Source organism: Micromonospora sp. NPDC049203 (assembly GCF_043197215.1).
Classification (GTDB): domain Bacteria; phylum Actinomycetota; class Actinomycetes; order Mycobacteriales; family Micromonosporaceae; genus Micromonospora.
Genome location: NZ_JBICSV010000008.1, coordinates 197,584 through 213,002 on the forward strand (window position 1 = coordinate 197,584; position 15,419 = coordinate 213,002).

The following is a 15,419-nucleotide window of genomic DNA, read 5'->3' on the forward strand; positions in this document are numbered from 1 at the left end:
GTCACCAGCTTTCCCCGTAGCACTGTCACCAGCCTGGAATCTGCCTGGAAGTTTTCTGAATGTCACTCGCCCGAATCGGTCGCCTCGGCGAGCAGCGGCAACTTCACCCGGAACGTCGCTCCGCCCCCGGGCGTCTCCGCCACCTCGACGGTGCCGTGGTGAGCGGCGACGAGCGCGGCGACGATGGCCAGGCCGAGGCCCGTGCTGATCGGCCCGCCGGCCCGGCGGGTGCGGGCGGCGTCCACCCGGTAGAACCGCTCGAACACCCGCTCGGCCTGCTCCGGCGTGAGGCCCGGACCGGTGTCCGCCACCTCCACCACGGCGAGGTTGCCCGCCTCCTCCCGCAGCCGCAGCGTCACCGCGGCGTCCGGCGGCGTGTGGGTGAGCGCGTTCGTCATCAGGTTGCCGATCACCTGGCGCAGCCGGGCGTCGTCGCCGAGCACCACCAGCGGGCCGCCGCCCGGCTCCCGCTCCAGCTCGATCCGCCGCTCCGGGTCGACCACCCGGGCCGCCTGCACCGCGTCGGACGCCAGCACCGGCAGCTCGACCGGGGCCAACGTGATCGGCCGTTCCCGGTCCATCCGCGCGAGCAGCAGCAGGTCCTCCACCAGCAGACCCATCCGGGACGCCTCGTCCTCGATCCGGCGCAGCAGATCCGCGGTCTGCTCCGGCGCGCGCACCGCGCCCTGCCGGTACAGCTCGGCGAAGCCCCGGATGGTGGTCAGCGGCGTCCGCAGCTCGTGCGAGGCGTCGGCGATGAACTGCCGCATCCGTTCCTCGGAGCGGCGGGCCCGTGCCTCCGACGCCTGCGCGTACGCGGCGGCGTCCCGCGCGCCCATCTCGGCGCTGCGCGCCGCCGCCTCGGAGGCGGCCCGCGCGGTGAACGCGGCCTCGATCTGCGCGAGCATGGCGTTCAGCGCCCGGGACAGTCGGCCCAGCTCAGAGGTGGGGCAGGGCCGCCCCATCTCCGGGTCGGGCACCCGCCGGGTCAGATCGCCGCCGGCGATGGCGGCCGCCGTACGCTCTATCTCCACGAGCGGTTTCAAGCTGGCCCGGACGATTCCCGCACCCACCGAGGCCAGGATGATCAGGACCGCGCCACCGACGAGCACGTCGATCCAGAGCAGCTGCCGGACCGAGAGGTCGACGTCGTCGAGGTTCTGCCCGATCGCCAGGTAGGTGTTCTCGTCGACCTGCCGCACCATCAGGCGCCACCGCACCCGCATGTCCGCGCCGTCGTCGGTGAAGGCCGCTCCGCCGGCGTGGTCGAGGTACCAGTTCGCGTCCCTGAGCCCCGCGGGCAGGTCGTCCGGCACCAGCGAACTGTCGCGGAGGATCGCCACGCGCTGGGTGCGGCGGTCCCACTCGCTGAAGAGGTAGTCGGTGGGCAGGTTGTTGGCGTTGGCCTGGTTGACCACCACATCCTTGTTGAACTGGTCGCTCAGCTCGCCGTCGATCCGGTCGACCAGGTAGTTGTGCAGGAAGTAGGCGGTGGAGACACTGATCACCAGCAACGCGCCGGCCACCAGCGCCAGCACGGCGGTGACCAGCTTGAGCCGCAGCGGAATCCCGCGCAGCCAGCCCTTGGCGTCGTGGACGAGGTTCACGCCGCCGGCTTGCGGAGCACGTAACCCACTCCCCGGAGCGTGTGGATCAGCCGGGGCTGGGTGTTGTCGACCTTGCGCCGCAGGTAGGAGATGTACGACTCGACGATGTTGTCGTCACCGCGGAAGTCGTAGTTCCAGACGTGGTCGAGGATCTGCGCCTTGCTGAGCACCCGGTTGGCGTTGAGCATCAGGTAACGCAGCAGCTTGAACTCGGTCGGCGAGAGCTGCACCCGCTGACCGGCCCGGTGCACCTCGTGCGTCTCCTCGTCCAGCTCCAGGTCGGCGAAGGTGAGGCGGGACGGGGCCTGCTCGCCGGTCGCGGTGCGCCGCAGCACGGCCCGGATCCGCGCGGTCAGCTCCTCCAGGCTGAACGGCTTGGTGACGTAGTCGTCGCCGCCCAGGGTGAGCCCGCGGATCTTGTCGTCGGTGGCGTCGCGCGCGGTCAGGAAGACCACCGGGGTACGCGTGCCGCCCTCGCGCATCATCCGGATGACCTCGAAGCCGTCCAGGTCGGGCAGCATCACGTCGAGCACCACCAGGTCGGGCCGGTGGTCCTTGGCGGCGTTCAGCGCGGCGCTGCCGCTGGTCGCGGTGGCCACGTCGAAGCCCGCGAAGCGCAGGCTCGCGGAGAGCAGTTCGAGGATGTTGGGATCGTCCTCGACGACGAGAAGTCGTGCCTCGGTCTGGGTAGCCGCCATGGCACCCATCATCCGCGCCTCGGCTGCGGTCGCGCTGGGCGCCGGCTGGAAACAACCTGTGAGATCAGCGGAGCAGCCGCCGCAGCCCGTCCAGCGCGCCGTCGAGCAGCCGGATCGCGGTACGGAGCTGGTTGTCGCTCAGGCCCCGGGCCCGGACCAGCGCACCGACCTCGACCGTGAACGCGGCCAGCCGCTCGTCGAAGTCGGCGAGCAGCGGCGGGTCGTCCGGACGGGCCGCGCCCCCGCCGTTCGCCGGGCGGGCGGTGGCGGACGGCGCCCAGCCGCCCTGCCGGGTCTGCCGGGTCGCCTCGCGCAGTTCCCGCTTCAGGTCGCGCACCGATCCGCGTACCTCGGTGCGGATCTCCCCGGCCAGCGCGGAGAGATCCTCGACGGCGGCGCCGATGTCGCTCTCCAGCGTCGCCAGCTCGTCGGCGCGGCGGCTCAGTTCGGCGCGGCCCGCCTCGGTGATCTCGTAGACCTTGCGCCCGCCGGCCGCGGTGTGCCGGACCAGCCCTTCCGCCTCCAGCCGTTGCAGCCGCGGGTAGATGGTGCCGGCGCTGGGCGCGTACAGGCCGAGGAAGCGCTCCTCCAGCAGGCGGATCAGCTCGTAGCCGTGCTTCGGGCCGTCATCGAGCAGCTTCAGCAGGTAGAGCCGGAGGCGGCCGTGGCTGAACACGGCGGTCACGGCACGTCCTCCACGTGGTCGGCGGGCGCGACCGGGCGGGCGAGCAGCGCGATGCTGCCGGAGGTCGCGGAGGCCCAGAGCCTACCCGCACCGCCACCGAGCACGCCGTGGCTGTCCTTGATCGAGCCGAGCCCGCGCCCGCCGCCGTCCACCTGCGGGAAGCCGCTGGTGATCTTGCCGGAGGTGGTGTGCAGGTGCACGGTGAGGTCGCTGTCCTCGCGGACCCGCACGGTGATGCTGCCGGAGATGGCGCTGAGCCGGATCTCGCTGCCGCGCGGGTTGTCCAGGTCGCAGGTGATCGAGCCGGAGACGGCGTGGGCGCGGACCCGCTCGGGCGCGCTGTCGGCGAGGATCAGCTCGCCGGAGACCGTCTCCAGGTCCAGGTCGCCGCCGATGCCGAGCGCCTCGACCGGGCCGGAGATGACCTTCGCGCTGGTGCGCCCGCGCAGTCCGCGCAGCGTGACCTGGCCGGAGGTGACGTCGACCCGGGTCTCCCGCCGCAGCCCGGAGGCGACGAGCGCGCCGCTGACCACAGACAGGTTGGCGAGCACGTCCGGCGGCACGGCGACCGACACCTCGGCCCGGATCCGGTTGCCGAACCAGGAGAAGATGCCGAAGAGGCCGGGCTTGCGCTTGTGCCGGATGGTCAGCCGCCCGTCGCGGACCTCGACGAGGAGCGGCCGGTTGCTGACCCGGGTCACGTCGACCCGGGCCGGACCGTCGGCGCCGACCACGTTCAGCCGGCCGCTGACCAGTTCGGCGTCGAGCCGGGTGATCGGCTCGTCCACGGTGATCCGCTGCGGGCTCTCGACGGTCCAGCTGGCCATGACGCGCTCCCCTCGTCGGCGGGCCGACCCACGGCCCCGCCAGGTGTTGCGAGGAGCATAACGCGATACATCGCGACTGAACAAGACACTATCGCGTCTGTGTCGCGTCCCGACGCCCCAGCGGGTCAGGCCGCCAGGTCGAGCCGGTCCGCGAGCACGGAGCGAGGGGTCGAGTGGACCGCGGCCTCGGCGATCCGGGCCAGCGCGCGGCGATCAACGCCCTCGGCCGGGTGCAGCGCCGCGCCCACAGTCACCGACACGGTCAGACCTCGGGCGGCGAGCACCCGGCGTACCGACGCCCAGAGCGTCTCCGCACCCAGGAAGGCGGGCAGCGTGCTCGGGTCGCCCGCGTACCGGTAGGCGAGGCTCAGCGGCACCACCGGCGCACCCGCCGCCACGGCGGCCTCGAACATGGCCGGGCGGAACCCGCGGCTGGGGCGGCAGCCCGTCGCGGCGCCACACCAGGTCGTACCCTCCGGGAACACCGCCACCGACCGCCCGGACCGCAGCGCGCCGGCCACCCGCGCGACGGTGGCCGGCAGGTCACGCGGCCGGGACCGGTCCACGAAGACGGTGCCCGCCGCGGCGGCCAGGGCGCCCACCAGCGGCCAGCTCCGGACCTCGCACTTGGCGACCATCCGGGTCGGCGACACGGCGAGCACCGCCAGGATGTCCAGCCAGGAGACGTGGTTGGCGACCAGCAGGGCGCGCCCGCGCGGCGTCCGGCCCCGGACCAGCAGCCGCACCCCGAGGGTACGCAGCGTCCACCGTGCCCAGCCGCGCGACGCGGCCCGGCCCCGGGCGGCCGGCAGCAGCACTGCCACGCCCGCCCCGGCCAGCAGCATGCCGAGTACGCCGAGCAGCCGCCCCGCCCGGCGCAGCCGCGACACGTCCGGGGCGACCGGCGGCGGCAGGCAGTCCGGCCCGCAGCCCGAGGCGGGACGCCACAGCCCCTCCCCGGCGTACGGACCGGCCGGATCGGCGGCGGTGGTGGTCACGACCCGTCCCCGCCGATGAAGTGCCGCAGGTAGCGGGGGTTCATCCGGTCCAGCGAGAACAGCACGTAGAAGTCGGCGCAGCCGAAGTCCGGATCGTACGCGGGCTCGCCGGCCACCCACGCGCCCAGCCGCAGGTAGCCCCGCAGCAGCGGCGGCACGAGCGCCCCTCGTCGCGCGGGGGTGAGCGCGGCCGGGTCGGCGGCCGACGCCTCGGCGAACCAGGGCCGGCGCGGGGTGACCCGCAACAGCGGCGGGGCGAGGTGCCGGGCGGTGACCTCGGCCCACACCTGCGCGGCGGCGGTCCCGCCGTCGGCCACCGGCACCGAGGCGCAGCCGCCGAGCCAGCGCGTGCCGCGCAGGTGCAGGTAGCGGCAGATCCCGGCCCACATGAGGTTGATCACGGCGCCGGTGCGGTGATCCGGGTGCACGCAGGAGCGGCCCGCCTCGACCAGGTGGTCGCGGAGCGGGGCCAGCGGGCTCAGGTCGAACTCGCCGTCGGCGTACCGGCGTTCGGTGCGACCGGGCGGCAGCAGCCGGTACGTGCCGACGACCTCGCCGGTCTCCTCGCGCAGCACCACCAGGTGGTCGCAGTGCGCGTCGAACTCGTCGGTGTCGAGGCCGGTGGCGGCGGTCGGCAGGGTGGCGCCGAGTTCACTGGCGAACACCTCGTGGCGCAGGCGTTGCGCGGCCGCGACCAGAGTCGGGTCGTCGGCGATCAGCAGGGTGTAACCGCTGGTCGTGAGCGGTGCGCCAGCGGCGTGCAGAACGGCCATGACTCCTGTGTAGGTGCCCCGGGTTGCCACCGGCCGGGGTGAGCGGTGTCGATCCGGTGAACGCCGGTGGGCCGCGGCGTGCGAACCGGGACGGCCGGGGCGCGACGGGCGTGTGCGAGGCTGCCGGGCGGACCGCCCGCGACGGCGCCGGCGGCGGTGAACCGGAGGTGCACATGCTGGTCGAGGCCCGCTTCCAGGGGCCGGACGGTTCCGGCAACGGCGGCTGGAGCGCCGGGATCTTCGCCGCGCTGATCGACGACCGGGGCCCGGTGGAGGTCACGTTGCGCCGGCCGCCGCCGCTGGACACCCCGCTGGCCGCCGCCGACGGCGAGGTACGCGACCCGGACGGTCACCTGGTCGCCGAGGTACGCCGCGCCCGGCCGGTCGACGCGGTGGTGCCGCCGGTGGACCGGGCGACGGCGACCGACGCCGCGCGGGCGTACCCCGGCCTGGTCGACCATCCCTTCCCCCGCTGCTACGTCTGCGGCCCGGCACACCCGGACGGGCTGCGGATCTTCCCCGGGCGGCTGCCGGACGGGCGCACCGCCGCCCCGTTCGACGCGCCGGCCGAGGTGGTGCCCGCGACCGTGTGGGCGGCGCTGGACTGCCCGGGCGGCTGGGCGGTGCTCGCGCCCGGCCGGCCGTACGTGCTGGGGCGCATCGCCGCGCAGGTCACGGCGCTGCCACAGCCGGGCGAGGAGTGCGTGGTCACAGGCCTCGCGGTCGGCGCCGAGGGACGCCGGGCCGAGGTGCACACCAGCCTGTACGGTTCGGACGGCGCGCTGCTCGGCCGCGCCCGGGCCACCTGGGTGGCGCTGCCGGCCGGGTGATCTCATCCCTGAGGGGGACGGCGCGTACGCGTCCCGCCTGATTGACCCCCTTGCGCCGGGTTGGAAGGCTGTTGCCGGGCGCCCCCGCAACGGCGCCCCACCGGCGTGCGACGAGCCCGCCGGGGCAGGAGAGGAGAATGATGTCCGACGGGCAGCCACGCCCCAGTGCCGGGACCGGCCAGATCACCGTGTCCGGCCTGACCAAGCAGTACAAGAACGTCCGCGCGGTGGACAACCTGTCGTTCACGGTCGAGCCGGGCCGGGTCACCGGCTTCCTCGGCCCCAACGGCGCCGGTAAGACGACCACGCTGCGCATGCTGCTCAACCTGGTGACGCCGAGCGCCGGCACGGCCACCATCGGCGGCAGCCGGTACGCCGACCTGCCCGACCCGCTGCGTACGGTCGGCGCGGTGCTGGAGGCGTCCAGCGCGCACAAGGGCCGCACCGGCATCAACCACCTGCGGGTGATCTGCGCGGCGGCCGGGCTGCCCAAGGAACGCGCCGACGAGGCGCTGGCCCTGGTCGGGCTCACTCCGGCGGCGAAGCGCAAGTTCAAGGGCTACTCGCTGGGCATGAAGCAGCGGCTCGGCATCGCCGCCGCGATGCTCGGCAACCCGCAGGTGCTGATCCTGGACGAGCCGGCGAACGGCCTGGACCCGGAGGGCATCCGCTGGATGCGCGGCTTCCTCAAGGGGCTCGCCGCCGAGGGGCGCACGGTGCTGGTCTCCAGCCACCTGCTCTCCGAGATGCAGCTCCTCGCCGACGACGTGGTGATCATCGCGGCCGGCAAGCTGGTCCGGCAGGGCCCGGTCGACCAGGTGATGACCTCGATGACGCACGGCGTGCGGGTGCGGGTGCGTACCCCGCAGGCCGACGATCTGGCCGCGGCGCTGCGCGAGCAGTCGGCCACCGTCGACACCGACCCGCAGGGCGCGCTGCTCGTCAGCGGCGTGGACGCGCCGACCGTGGGCCGCGTCGCGCTGGCCGCCAAGGTCGAGCTGCACGAGCTGACCACCGAGCGCCCTGACCTCGAAGGGGTCTTCCTGGAGCTGACGGCCGGAAAGGCGGAGATCCGATGACGCTTGTCCGATCCGAACTGCTCAAGATCCGCACCACCAGCACCTGGTGGATCTTCGGGCTGATCAGCCTGCCGCTCTGGGTGCTGGCGCTGCTGTTCAACTGGTTGCAGACCGACGCGCTGGCCAGCGACAACCTGGGCGAGATCCCGGCCGACCAGGCCGACCAGGTGCAGGCGATCTCCAGCGCCGACAGCATCGCCGCCAACCTCTACACGAACGGTCAGTTCTTCGGGCTGCTCATCGTGCTGCTGCTCGGCATCGTCGTGGTGACGAGCGAGTTCTTCCACCAGACGGTGACCACCACGTTCCTCACCGCGCCGCACCGCACCGCGGTGATGCTGGCCAAGCTGGTCGCGGCCGGTGTGCTGGCGCTGCTGTTCTGGCTCGTCACTACCGTGCTCAACCTGATCTTCGCGCCGATGATCCTGGGCGCGTCGGACATCGGCAGCCAGCTCGGCAGCGGAGAGGTGTGGGGGGCGATCGCGCTCAACGGGCTGGCCTACCTGCTCTGGTCGGTGCTCGGCGTCGGCCTCGGCGTGCTGATCCGCAGCCAGATCGGCGCGACGGTGACCGGCATCCTGCTCTACCTGGGTGGCACCATCGGGGCCGCGATCGCCATCGGCCTGCTGGCGGGGCGCTTCGGCGACTGGATCAACCAGCTCCAGCTGCTGGTGCCGTCCCTGGCCTCCAGCCTGATGGTCGCCGGCACCGAGATCCCCGGCAACCCGCCGCGCTGGGCCGGCGCCGCGGTGCTCATCGGGTACGCGGTGCTGACCGGCGCGATCGGCGTGGCCACGATCCGCAAGCGCGACATCTCCTGACCTGACGGTCCGGGGCGGACCCCGGCCGGTGACCGACGTCATCGGCCGGGGTCCGTCGTGTAGCAGCAGTCGGCGGGTCACGCAGCGTTTGCCGAACTTCTGGCATCTTCTGTGAAACGGACCACCAGCCGGAGGCGAGAATGCCTGCGCGTAGCGCACGGCGTAGCCTTGGCATCGGTTTACCCAGCGTCGGCAACCGGGGGTCACCGGGGGCCACCGTGACATTCACAACCGCGTGAAAGAGGCGATTAGCGGCCGTGTCGACCCAGCAGACTTCGCAGGAGAACCCATTGGCGGGTTTCGGCCCGAACGAGTGGATCGTCGAGGAGATGTACCAGCGCTATCTCGCCGACCCCTCGAGCGTCGATTCGGCCTGGCACGACTTCTTCGCCGACTACCGGCCGGCCCCGGGCGCCGCCACCCCGCGCGCCGAGGGACAGGCCAAGCCGGCCGCGAAGCCGGAGCCGGGCGAGCAGCAGGAGGCCGCGGCCACCGTCACCGCGCAGCCGGCCAGGTCCGAGCCGAAGGCCGCCCCCGCCCCGGCCAAGCCCGCCGCCAAGCCCGCCGCGAAGCCGGCCGCCAAGACGCCCGAGCCGGCCAAGAAGTCGGTCCCGGCCAAGCCGGCCGCCAAGGCGCCCACCGCGAGCGCCGCGGGCACCACGCCGCTGCGCGGCGTCGCCGCCAAGATCGTGCAGAACATGGACGCGTCGCTGTCGGTCCCGACCGCCACCAGCGTGCGCGCCGTCCCGGCCAAGCTGCTCGTCGACAACCGCATCGTGATCAACAACCACCTGGCCCGCGGTCGCGGCGGCAAGGTCAGCTTCACCCACCTGATCGGGTACGCGCTGGTCCGCGCGGTCGTCGAGCACCCGGAGATGAACAACTCCTTCGCCGAGGTGGACGGCAAGCCGGCGATGGTCCGCCCGGAGCACGTCAACCTGGGCATCGCGATCGACCTGGTCAAGCCGGACGGCTCGCGCAACCTGGTGGTGCCGTCCATCAAGGGCTGCGAGCAGATGGACTTCCGGCAGTTCTGGCAGGCGTACGAGGACGTGGTCCGGCGTGCCCGCCGCAACGAGCTGACCATGGACGACTACGCCGGCACCACGATCTCGCTGACCAACCCGGGCGGCATCGGCACGGTGCACTCGATCCCGCGCCTGATGCAGGGGCAGAGCGCCATCATCGGCGTCGGCGCGATGGAATACCCGGCTCCCTACCAGGGCATGAGCGAGGCCACGCTGGCCGAGAACGCGGTCAGCAAGGTCATCACGCTGACCAGCACCTACGACCACCGGATCATCCAGGGCGCGCAGTCCGGCGAGTTCCTGAAGGTCATGCACGAGCTGCTGCTCGGTGAGCGCGGCTTCTACGACGACATCTTCACCTCGCTGCGCATCCCGTACGAGCCGGTGCGCTGGATGCGTGACGTCGCAGTCGACAGCGAAGGCCAGATCAACAAGACCGCTCGGGTGCACGAGCTGATCCACGCGTACCGGGTGCGCGGCCACCTGATGGCCGACACCGACCCGCTGGAGTTCACCATCCGCAAGCACCCGGACCTGGACGTGCTCCAGCACGGGCTCACGCTCTGGGACCTCGACCGGGTCTTCCCGGTGAACGGCTTCGCCGGCCAGCAGCGGATGAAGCTGCGCTCGATCCTCGGCGTGCTGCGCGACTCGTACTGCCGCCGGGTCGGCATCGAGTACATGCACATCCAGGACCCGGAGGAGCGGCGCTGGATCCAGGAGCGGGTCGAGCGCAAGTACGAGAAGCCAAGCACCGACGAGCAGAAGCACGTGCTGAACCGGCTCAACGCCGCCGAGGCGTTCGAGACGTTCCTCCAGACCAAGTACGTCGGCCAGCGGCGCTTCTCGCTGGAGGGCGGCGAGTCGCTGATCCCGCTGCTCGGCGAGGTGCTGGAGTGCTCCGCCGAGGCCGGGCTGGACGAGGTCGTCATCGGCATGGCCCACCGCGGCCGGCTCAACGTGCTGGCGAACATCGTCGGCAAGCCGTACGAGAAGATCTTCTCCGAGTTCGAGGGGCACCTCGACCCGCGGTCCACGCAGGGCTCGGGCGACGTGAAGTACCACCTCGGCCAGAACGGCAAGTTCAGCACGCCGGACGGCGAGTACGCCGTCAAGGTGTCGGTGGTGGCGAACCCGTCGCACCTGGAGGCCGTGGACCCGGTGCTGGAGGGCATCGTCCGGGCCAAGCAGGACCGCATCGACCTCAAGCTGGAGGGCTACACCGTGCTGCCGCTGGCGGTGCACGGTGACGCCGCCTTCGCCGGCCAGGGCGTCGTCGCCGAGACGCTCAACCTCTCCCAGCTGCGCGGCTACCGCACCGGCGGCACCGTGCACGTGGTCGTGAACAACCAGGTCGGCTTCACCACCGCCCCGGAGTACAGCCGGTCCAGCCTCTACAGCACCGACGTGGCCCGGATGATCCAGGCGCCGATCTTCCACGTCAACGGCGACGACCCGGAGGCAGTGGTCCGGGTGGCCCGGCTCGCGTTCGAGTACCGGCAGGCGTTCAACAAGGACGTCGTGATCGACATGGTCTGCTACCGGCGGCGCGGGCACAACGAGGGCGACGACCCGTCGATGACCAACCCGCAGATGTACCAGATCATCGACTCGAAGCGGTCGGTCCGGAAGCTCTACACCGAGGAGCTGATCGGGCGCGGCGACATCACCGTGGAGGACGCGGAGGAGCTGCTGCACGACTACCAGTCGCAGCTGGAGCGGGTCTTCAAGGCCACCCGCGACGCCGCCACCACGCCGCGCCAGCTCAGCCGCCCGGCGCGGCAGGACGAGCCGGAGCCGCAGGTCGAGACCGCCACCGACGCCGACGTGATCAAGGCGATCGGCGAGGCGCACGTCAACCTGCCGGAGGGCTTCACCCCGCACAAGCGGATCCAGCAGCTGCTGGAGCGGCGGCGCAAGATGTCCGTCGAGGGCGGCATCGACTGGGGCTTCGCCGAGATCATCGCGTTCGGCACGCTGCTGAACGACGGGGTGACCGTCCGGCTCGCCGGGCAGGACTCGCGCCGCGGCACGTTCGTCCAGCGGCACGCCGCTGTGGTCGACGCCAAGACCGGCGAGGACTACCTGCCGCTGATGTCGCTCACCGCCGACGGCGAGCGGTCGCGCTTCTTCGTCCACGACTCGCTGCTCTCCGAGTACGCGGCCATGGGCTTCGAGTACGGCTACTCGGTGGAGAACATCAACGCGCTGGTGGCCTGGGAGGCCCAGTTCGGTGACTTCGTCAACGGCGCCCAGTCGGTGATCGACGAGTTCATCTCCTCCGGCGAGGTGAAGTGGGGCCAGCGCTCCGCGGTGACGCTGCTGCTGCCGCACGGCCACGAGGGCCAGGGCCCGGACCACACCTCCGGCCGTCCGGAGCGGTTCCTCCAGCTCTGCGCCGAGGACAACATGCGGGTGGCCATCCCGAGCACCCCGGCGAGCTACTTCCACCTGCTGCGGCGCCAGGCCATGTCGCCCAAGCGCAAGCCGCTCGTGGTGTTCACGCCGAAGTCGCTGCTGCGGCACAAGCTCTGCGTGTCGCCGGTGGAGGACTTCACCACCGGCACGTTCTCCCCGGTGCTGGCCGACCCCGCGGCTCCGGCGCCGGAGCAGGTGAAGCGGGTGCTGCTCTGCTCGGGCAAGGTCTACTACGACCTGTTCCAGGCCCGGCAGGAGCGGGGCGTCACCGACACCGCGATCATCCGGATGGAGCAGCTCTACCCGCTGCCCGTCGAGGAGGTCCGGGCCGCGCTGGCGCAGTACCCGAACGCCGAGGACTTCGCCTGGGTCCAGGAGGAGCCGGCCAACCAGGGCGCCTGGTCGTTCGTCGCGCTCAACCTGCTGGAGCACCTGCCCGAGGTGCGGCTGCGCCGCATCTCCCGGCCGGCCGCCGCCGCTCCGGCGGTCGGCTCGGCGAAGATGCACGAGGTCGAGCAGAACGCACTGATCGAGGCGGCTCTCCCCCGCCCGTGACCCCACCGGCAGCGGCCCGTCCCGACCCGGGGCGGGCCGCTGCCGTACGACGAGAGGAACACCGTGTACTTCACCGACCGTGGCATCGAGGAGCTGGTCGAGCGCCGGGGCGACGAGCAGGTCAGCCTGGAGTGGCTGGGCGAGCGGCTGCGTGACTTCGTCGACCTGAACCCGGAGTTCGAGACCCCGGTCGAGCGGTTCGCCACCTGGCTGGCCCGCCTCGACGACCCCGACGACGACTGACCGGTCTCAGCCGGCCGCGCCCCGCCCGGCGACCCGGAGTCCTCCGGTACGCCGCAGCTTCTGCCAGCCCAGCCGGCCGCCGGTGAGCGCGGTGCCGACCGCCTGGAGCAGCACCAGGTACATCACCTGGCGGTAGACGAACTGCTGCAGGGGCAGCACCCAGAGCACGCCGAGCTTCTCCCGGTCCAGCCGGAAGGCCAGCACCGCGGTGAGGAACTGGAGCGCGAGCATGGCCAGCCAGGCCACCATCGTGTCGCCGCGGTCCAGGAAGATCAGCCCGTAGATCGCGAGCAGGTCGATCACCGGGGCGGCCAGCGGCAGCAGCACGCCGAACAGGGTCAGGAACGACAGGCACCGGCGGCCGAACCGGCCCGACGGGCCGCTCTCGATCACCGAGCGCCGGTGCTTCCACATCGCCTGCATGGTGCCGTAGCTCCACCGGTAGCGCTGCTTCCACAGCTGGCCGATCGTGGTCGGCGCCTCGGTCCAGGCGCGGGCGCTCTCCTCGTACACGATGTGCCAGCCGGCCCGGCCGGCGGCGATGGTGACGTCGGTGTCCTCGGCCAGCGTGTCGTCGGTCATGCCGCCCACCTGCTCCAGCGCCTGGCGCCGGAACGCGCCGATCGCGCCGGGGACGGTGGGCATGCAGCGCAGCGTCTCGTAGAGGCGGCGGTCGAGGTTGAAGCCGATGACGTACTCGATGTGCTGCCACTTGGCGATCAGGCCGCGGCGGTTGCCGACCTTGACGTTGCCGGCGACCACGCCGACCCGGGGGTCGGCGAACGGCTGGACCAGCCGGCGGACCGAGTCCGGCTCGAAGATCGTGTCGCCGTCGACCATGACGATCAGGTCGTGCCGGGCCAGCGCGACGCCCGTGTTCAACGCGCTCGGCTTGCCGCCGTTGGGCTTGCGCACGACCCGGACGTTCGGCAGGCGCAACGCCGCCACGAGGTCGGCGGTGCCGTCGGTCGAGCCGTCGTCGACCACCACCACCTCGATGCCGCCGGGGTGGTCACCCATGGCCAGCGAGCGGACCGCCGCGACGATGCCCTCCCGCTCGTTGTAGGCGGGCACGATCACCGAGACCGGTTCGGTGACCGGTGGACCCCACGACCAGTCGCGGCGACGGCGGCGGCGCGCGTGCCGTGGGGCGAGGACGAACAGCAGCAGCGCCCGGCCGACGGTGAGCACGCCGACCAGCAGGAAGAAGGCGCCGAGCACCCCGAACATGCCGTCGGCCACGCGAACCGCGCCGACCAGGACGTGTCCCCGCCACCGCTCGCCGAGCGGGGCCGCCGCCTGCCCGCCGACCGGCCCGGGTACGCCCGCTGCCGCGAACGTCTGGTTGAGCCCCTCGCTGACCGTGGTGAAGCGGTAGCCGCGTTCCAGCATCATCGGGATGTACCGGTCCAGCGCGGCCACGGTGCCGGACCGGTCGCCGCCCGAGTCGTGCCAGAGCGCGACGGTGCCGGCGGTGCCGGCCGGCGTGGCGTTGGCGACCATCTCCTCGACCGGGGGAAGTTCCCAGTCCCGGCTGTCGACGTCGTTCACCACCGTGAGGTAGCCCAGCCGGCCGGCCTGCCGCAGCATCGGCCAGTCCCGGTCGGTGTAGGCGTCCGCGCGGGACGAGTACGGGAAGCGCAGCAGCGACGAGCGGACACCTGTGGTGCTGGCGATGGCGAGCTGGGTCTGCGCGTACTCCAGTTCCCGCCGCCAGTCCGGCAGCGTGGCGAGGTCGGGGTGGGTGAACGTGTGCACGCCCAGTTCGTGGCCCTCGGCCACCAGCCGTCGGGTCACGTCCGGGTTGCGGACGACCTGCGAGCCGAGGACGAAGAAGGTGCCCTTCACCTGGTACTTGTCCAGGACGCGCAGCACCTCGGGCGTCCAGCGCGGGTCGGGCCCGTCGTCGAAGGTGAGCGCGACGGTACGCGCCGGCAGGCGGTGTGACTGGGTCCGCCCCTCGGGGCTGACGTTGACGATCGGGCCGCCCCCGATCACCGAGCTGGGGACCTCCCGCTGGCTGCCGGGCTTCACCCGGTTGTCGGGCACGAACGCGGCGTTCGTGTACGCCTCGACGAACAGCAGGCCGGCCAGGACCACCATGACCATGACGACAAGGGTCCAGCTCGGCCGGGGCAGCAGACGCCGGCCGCGGGAGCGGCGCGGGCCGGCGATCCGCCGGGCGTCCAGGACGACAGTGGGCTCGTCGTCCGGCCGCGCTCCGGCCCGGTGCCGGCGGACGGCGTGCACGCGGCGGGGGTCGAGCGGAACGGTGGGCTGGTCAGCTGTCGACTGTCGGGCGGGCGCCTGGTCAGTCATCGGCTGGCGCGGCCGGCGCGACGGGTTCGGCGGGCGGGTCGACGGCGGGCGGCGGATCGACCACTGGCGGCGGCACCTCGGCGGTGGGGGCGGTGGGCGGCGCGGTGGTGCCCGGCGCCGGGCGGGTGACCGTGGGCGCGCTCGGGGCGCTCCGGGTCGGCCGTGCGGACCGGGGGCTCGGCGGGACCGTGCCGCCGGGCGTGACGGAGGTGACCGGGGTCCGCGCCGGGGCGGTACGGATGTCCGCAGGCGTGTCCGGCGTGGGGCGCGTCACCGTCGGTGCCGGCGACGTGGTCGGCTTCGACGACGGCAGCCGCTGCTCGGTGGTCTCCTCGACGAACGGGATCACGGTGGCCGGGGTGATCGGCCCGCCGGCGAAACTGACCCCGACCATGATCGTGTAGACCGCACCCGCCGCGCCGGCACAGTAGGCGAGACGACGCAGCCACCGGCGTCGCCGCCCGCTGGGGTCGACGAAGACGGGGGGCGATTCCGGTACGACGGGAATCAGCGCGGTCGGGCCTTCCACGGCCTCAGT

General features: G+C 72.6%; 13 protein-coding genes. 5 read left to right on the plus strand and 8 right to left on the minus strand.

The genetic code is table 11. From position 1 onward, the window contains the following. Positions 1-62: 62 nt before the first annotated feature. From ACGFIA_RS22180 to ACGFIA_RS22205, 6 genes are all read right to left on the minus strand, one after another. Positions 63-1,607: an ATP-binding protein gene (locus ACGFIA_RS22180; protein ID WP_357383775.1), complete on the minus strand. Its 1,545-nt coding sequence runs from the start codon at positions 1,605-1,607 to the stop codon at positions 63-65. Beyond that, positions 1,604-2,305, minus strand: a complete 702-nt coding sequence (locus ACGFIA_RS22185; protein WP_357383773.1) for a response regulator transcription factor — start codon at positions 2,303-2,305, stop codon at positions 1,604-1,606. Before ACGFIA_RS22185 ends, ACGFIA_RS22180 begins: the two co-directional genes overlap by 4 nt. Positions 2,306-2,369: 64 nt before the next feature. Then, entirely contained in the window at positions 2,370-2,990 is a 621-nt protein-coding gene (locus ACGFIA_RS22190; protein WP_357383771.1) for a PadR family transcriptional regulator, read from the minus strand. After that, positions 2,987-3,817 (minus strand): DUF4097 family beta strand repeat-containing protein, encoded by an 831-nt coding sequence (locus ACGFIA_RS22195; RefSeq protein ID WP_357383769.1) that lies wholly within the window; start codon positions 3,815-3,817, stop codon positions 2,987-2,989. The genes ACGFIA_RS22190 and ACGFIA_RS22195 overlap by 4 nt, the downstream gene beginning before the upstream one ends. A 125-nt stretch (positions 3,818-3,942) precedes the next feature. After that, positions 3,943-4,815 (minus strand): lysophospholipid acyltransferase family protein, encoded by an 873-nt coding sequence (locus ACGFIA_RS22200; RefSeq protein ID WP_393261772.1) that lies wholly within the window; start codon positions 4,813-4,815, stop codon positions 3,943-3,945. Next, entirely contained in the window at positions 4,812-5,588 is a 777-nt protein-coding gene (locus ACGFIA_RS22205; RefSeq protein ID WP_357383764.1) for a GNAT family N-acyltransferase, read from the minus strand. The genes ACGFIA_RS22200 and ACGFIA_RS22205 overlap by 4 nt, the downstream gene beginning before the upstream one ends. A 173-nt stretch (positions 5,589-5,761) precedes the next feature. Here ACGFIA_RS22205 and ACGFIA_RS22210 point away from each other — a divergent pair, with 173 nt between their 5' ends. The 5 genes from ACGFIA_RS22210 (at position 5,762) to ACGFIA_RS22230 (ending at position 12,562) form a co-directional block, all read left to right on the plus strand. Continuing rightward, positions 5,762-6,418 carry a hypothetical protein gene (locus ACGFIA_RS22210; RefSeq protein WP_393261884.1) on the plus strand — a complete coding sequence of 219 codons (657 nt, stop codon included), beginning with the start codon at positions 5,762-5,764 and terminating at the stop codon, positions 6,416-6,418. Between the two features lie 137 nt (positions 6,419-6,555). Continuing rightward, a complete protein-coding gene (locus ACGFIA_RS22215) occupies positions 6,556-7,497 on the plus strand; it encodes an ABC transporter ATP-binding protein (RefSeq protein WP_393261774.1) in 942 nt (313 codons plus the stop codon). Further along, positions 7,494-8,318 carry an ABC transporter permease gene (locus tag ACGFIA_RS22220; protein WP_357472295.1) on the plus strand — a complete coding sequence of 275 codons (825 nt, stop codon included), beginning with the start codon at positions 7,494-7,496 and terminating at the stop codon, positions 8,316-8,318. The genes ACGFIA_RS22215 and ACGFIA_RS22220 overlap by 4 nt, the downstream gene beginning before the upstream one ends. Positions 8,319-8,575: 257 nt before the next feature. Beyond that, positions 8,576-12,319: a multifunctional oxoglutarate decarboxylase/oxoglutarate dehydrogenase thiamine pyrophosphate-binding subunit/dihydrolipoyllysine-residue succinyltransferase subunit gene (locus ACGFIA_RS22225; protein ID WP_393261777.1), complete on the plus strand. Its 3,744-nt coding sequence runs from the start codon at positions 8,576-8,578 to the stop codon at positions 12,317-12,319. A gap of 63 nt (positions 12,320-12,382) precedes the next feature. Further along, positions 12,383-12,562 carry a DUF6104 family protein gene (locus ACGFIA_RS22230; protein ID WP_357383756.1) on the plus strand — a complete coding sequence of 60 codons (180 nt, stop codon included), beginning with the start codon at positions 12,383-12,385 and terminating at the stop codon, positions 12,560-12,562. A 6-nt stretch (positions 12,563-12,568) separates the two neighbouring features. Here ACGFIA_RS22230 and ACGFIA_RS22235 read toward each other — a convergent pair whose 3' ends face one another. Both ACGFIA_RS22235 and ACGFIA_RS22240 read right to left on the minus strand, forming a co-directional pair. Then, positions 12,569-14,881, minus strand: coding sequence for a bifunctional polysaccharide deacetylase/glycosyltransferase family 2 protein (locus ACGFIA_RS22235; protein ID WP_393261780.1), 2,313 nt, complete (start codon positions 14,879-14,881; stop codon positions 12,569-12,571). Further along, entirely contained in the window at positions 14,874-15,410 is a 537-nt protein-coding gene (locus ACGFIA_RS22240; RefSeq protein ID WP_357383752.1) for a hypothetical protein, read from the minus strand. The genes ACGFIA_RS22235 and ACGFIA_RS22240 overlap by 8 nt, the downstream gene beginning before the upstream one ends. Positions 15,411-15,419 lie beyond the last annotated feature (9 nt).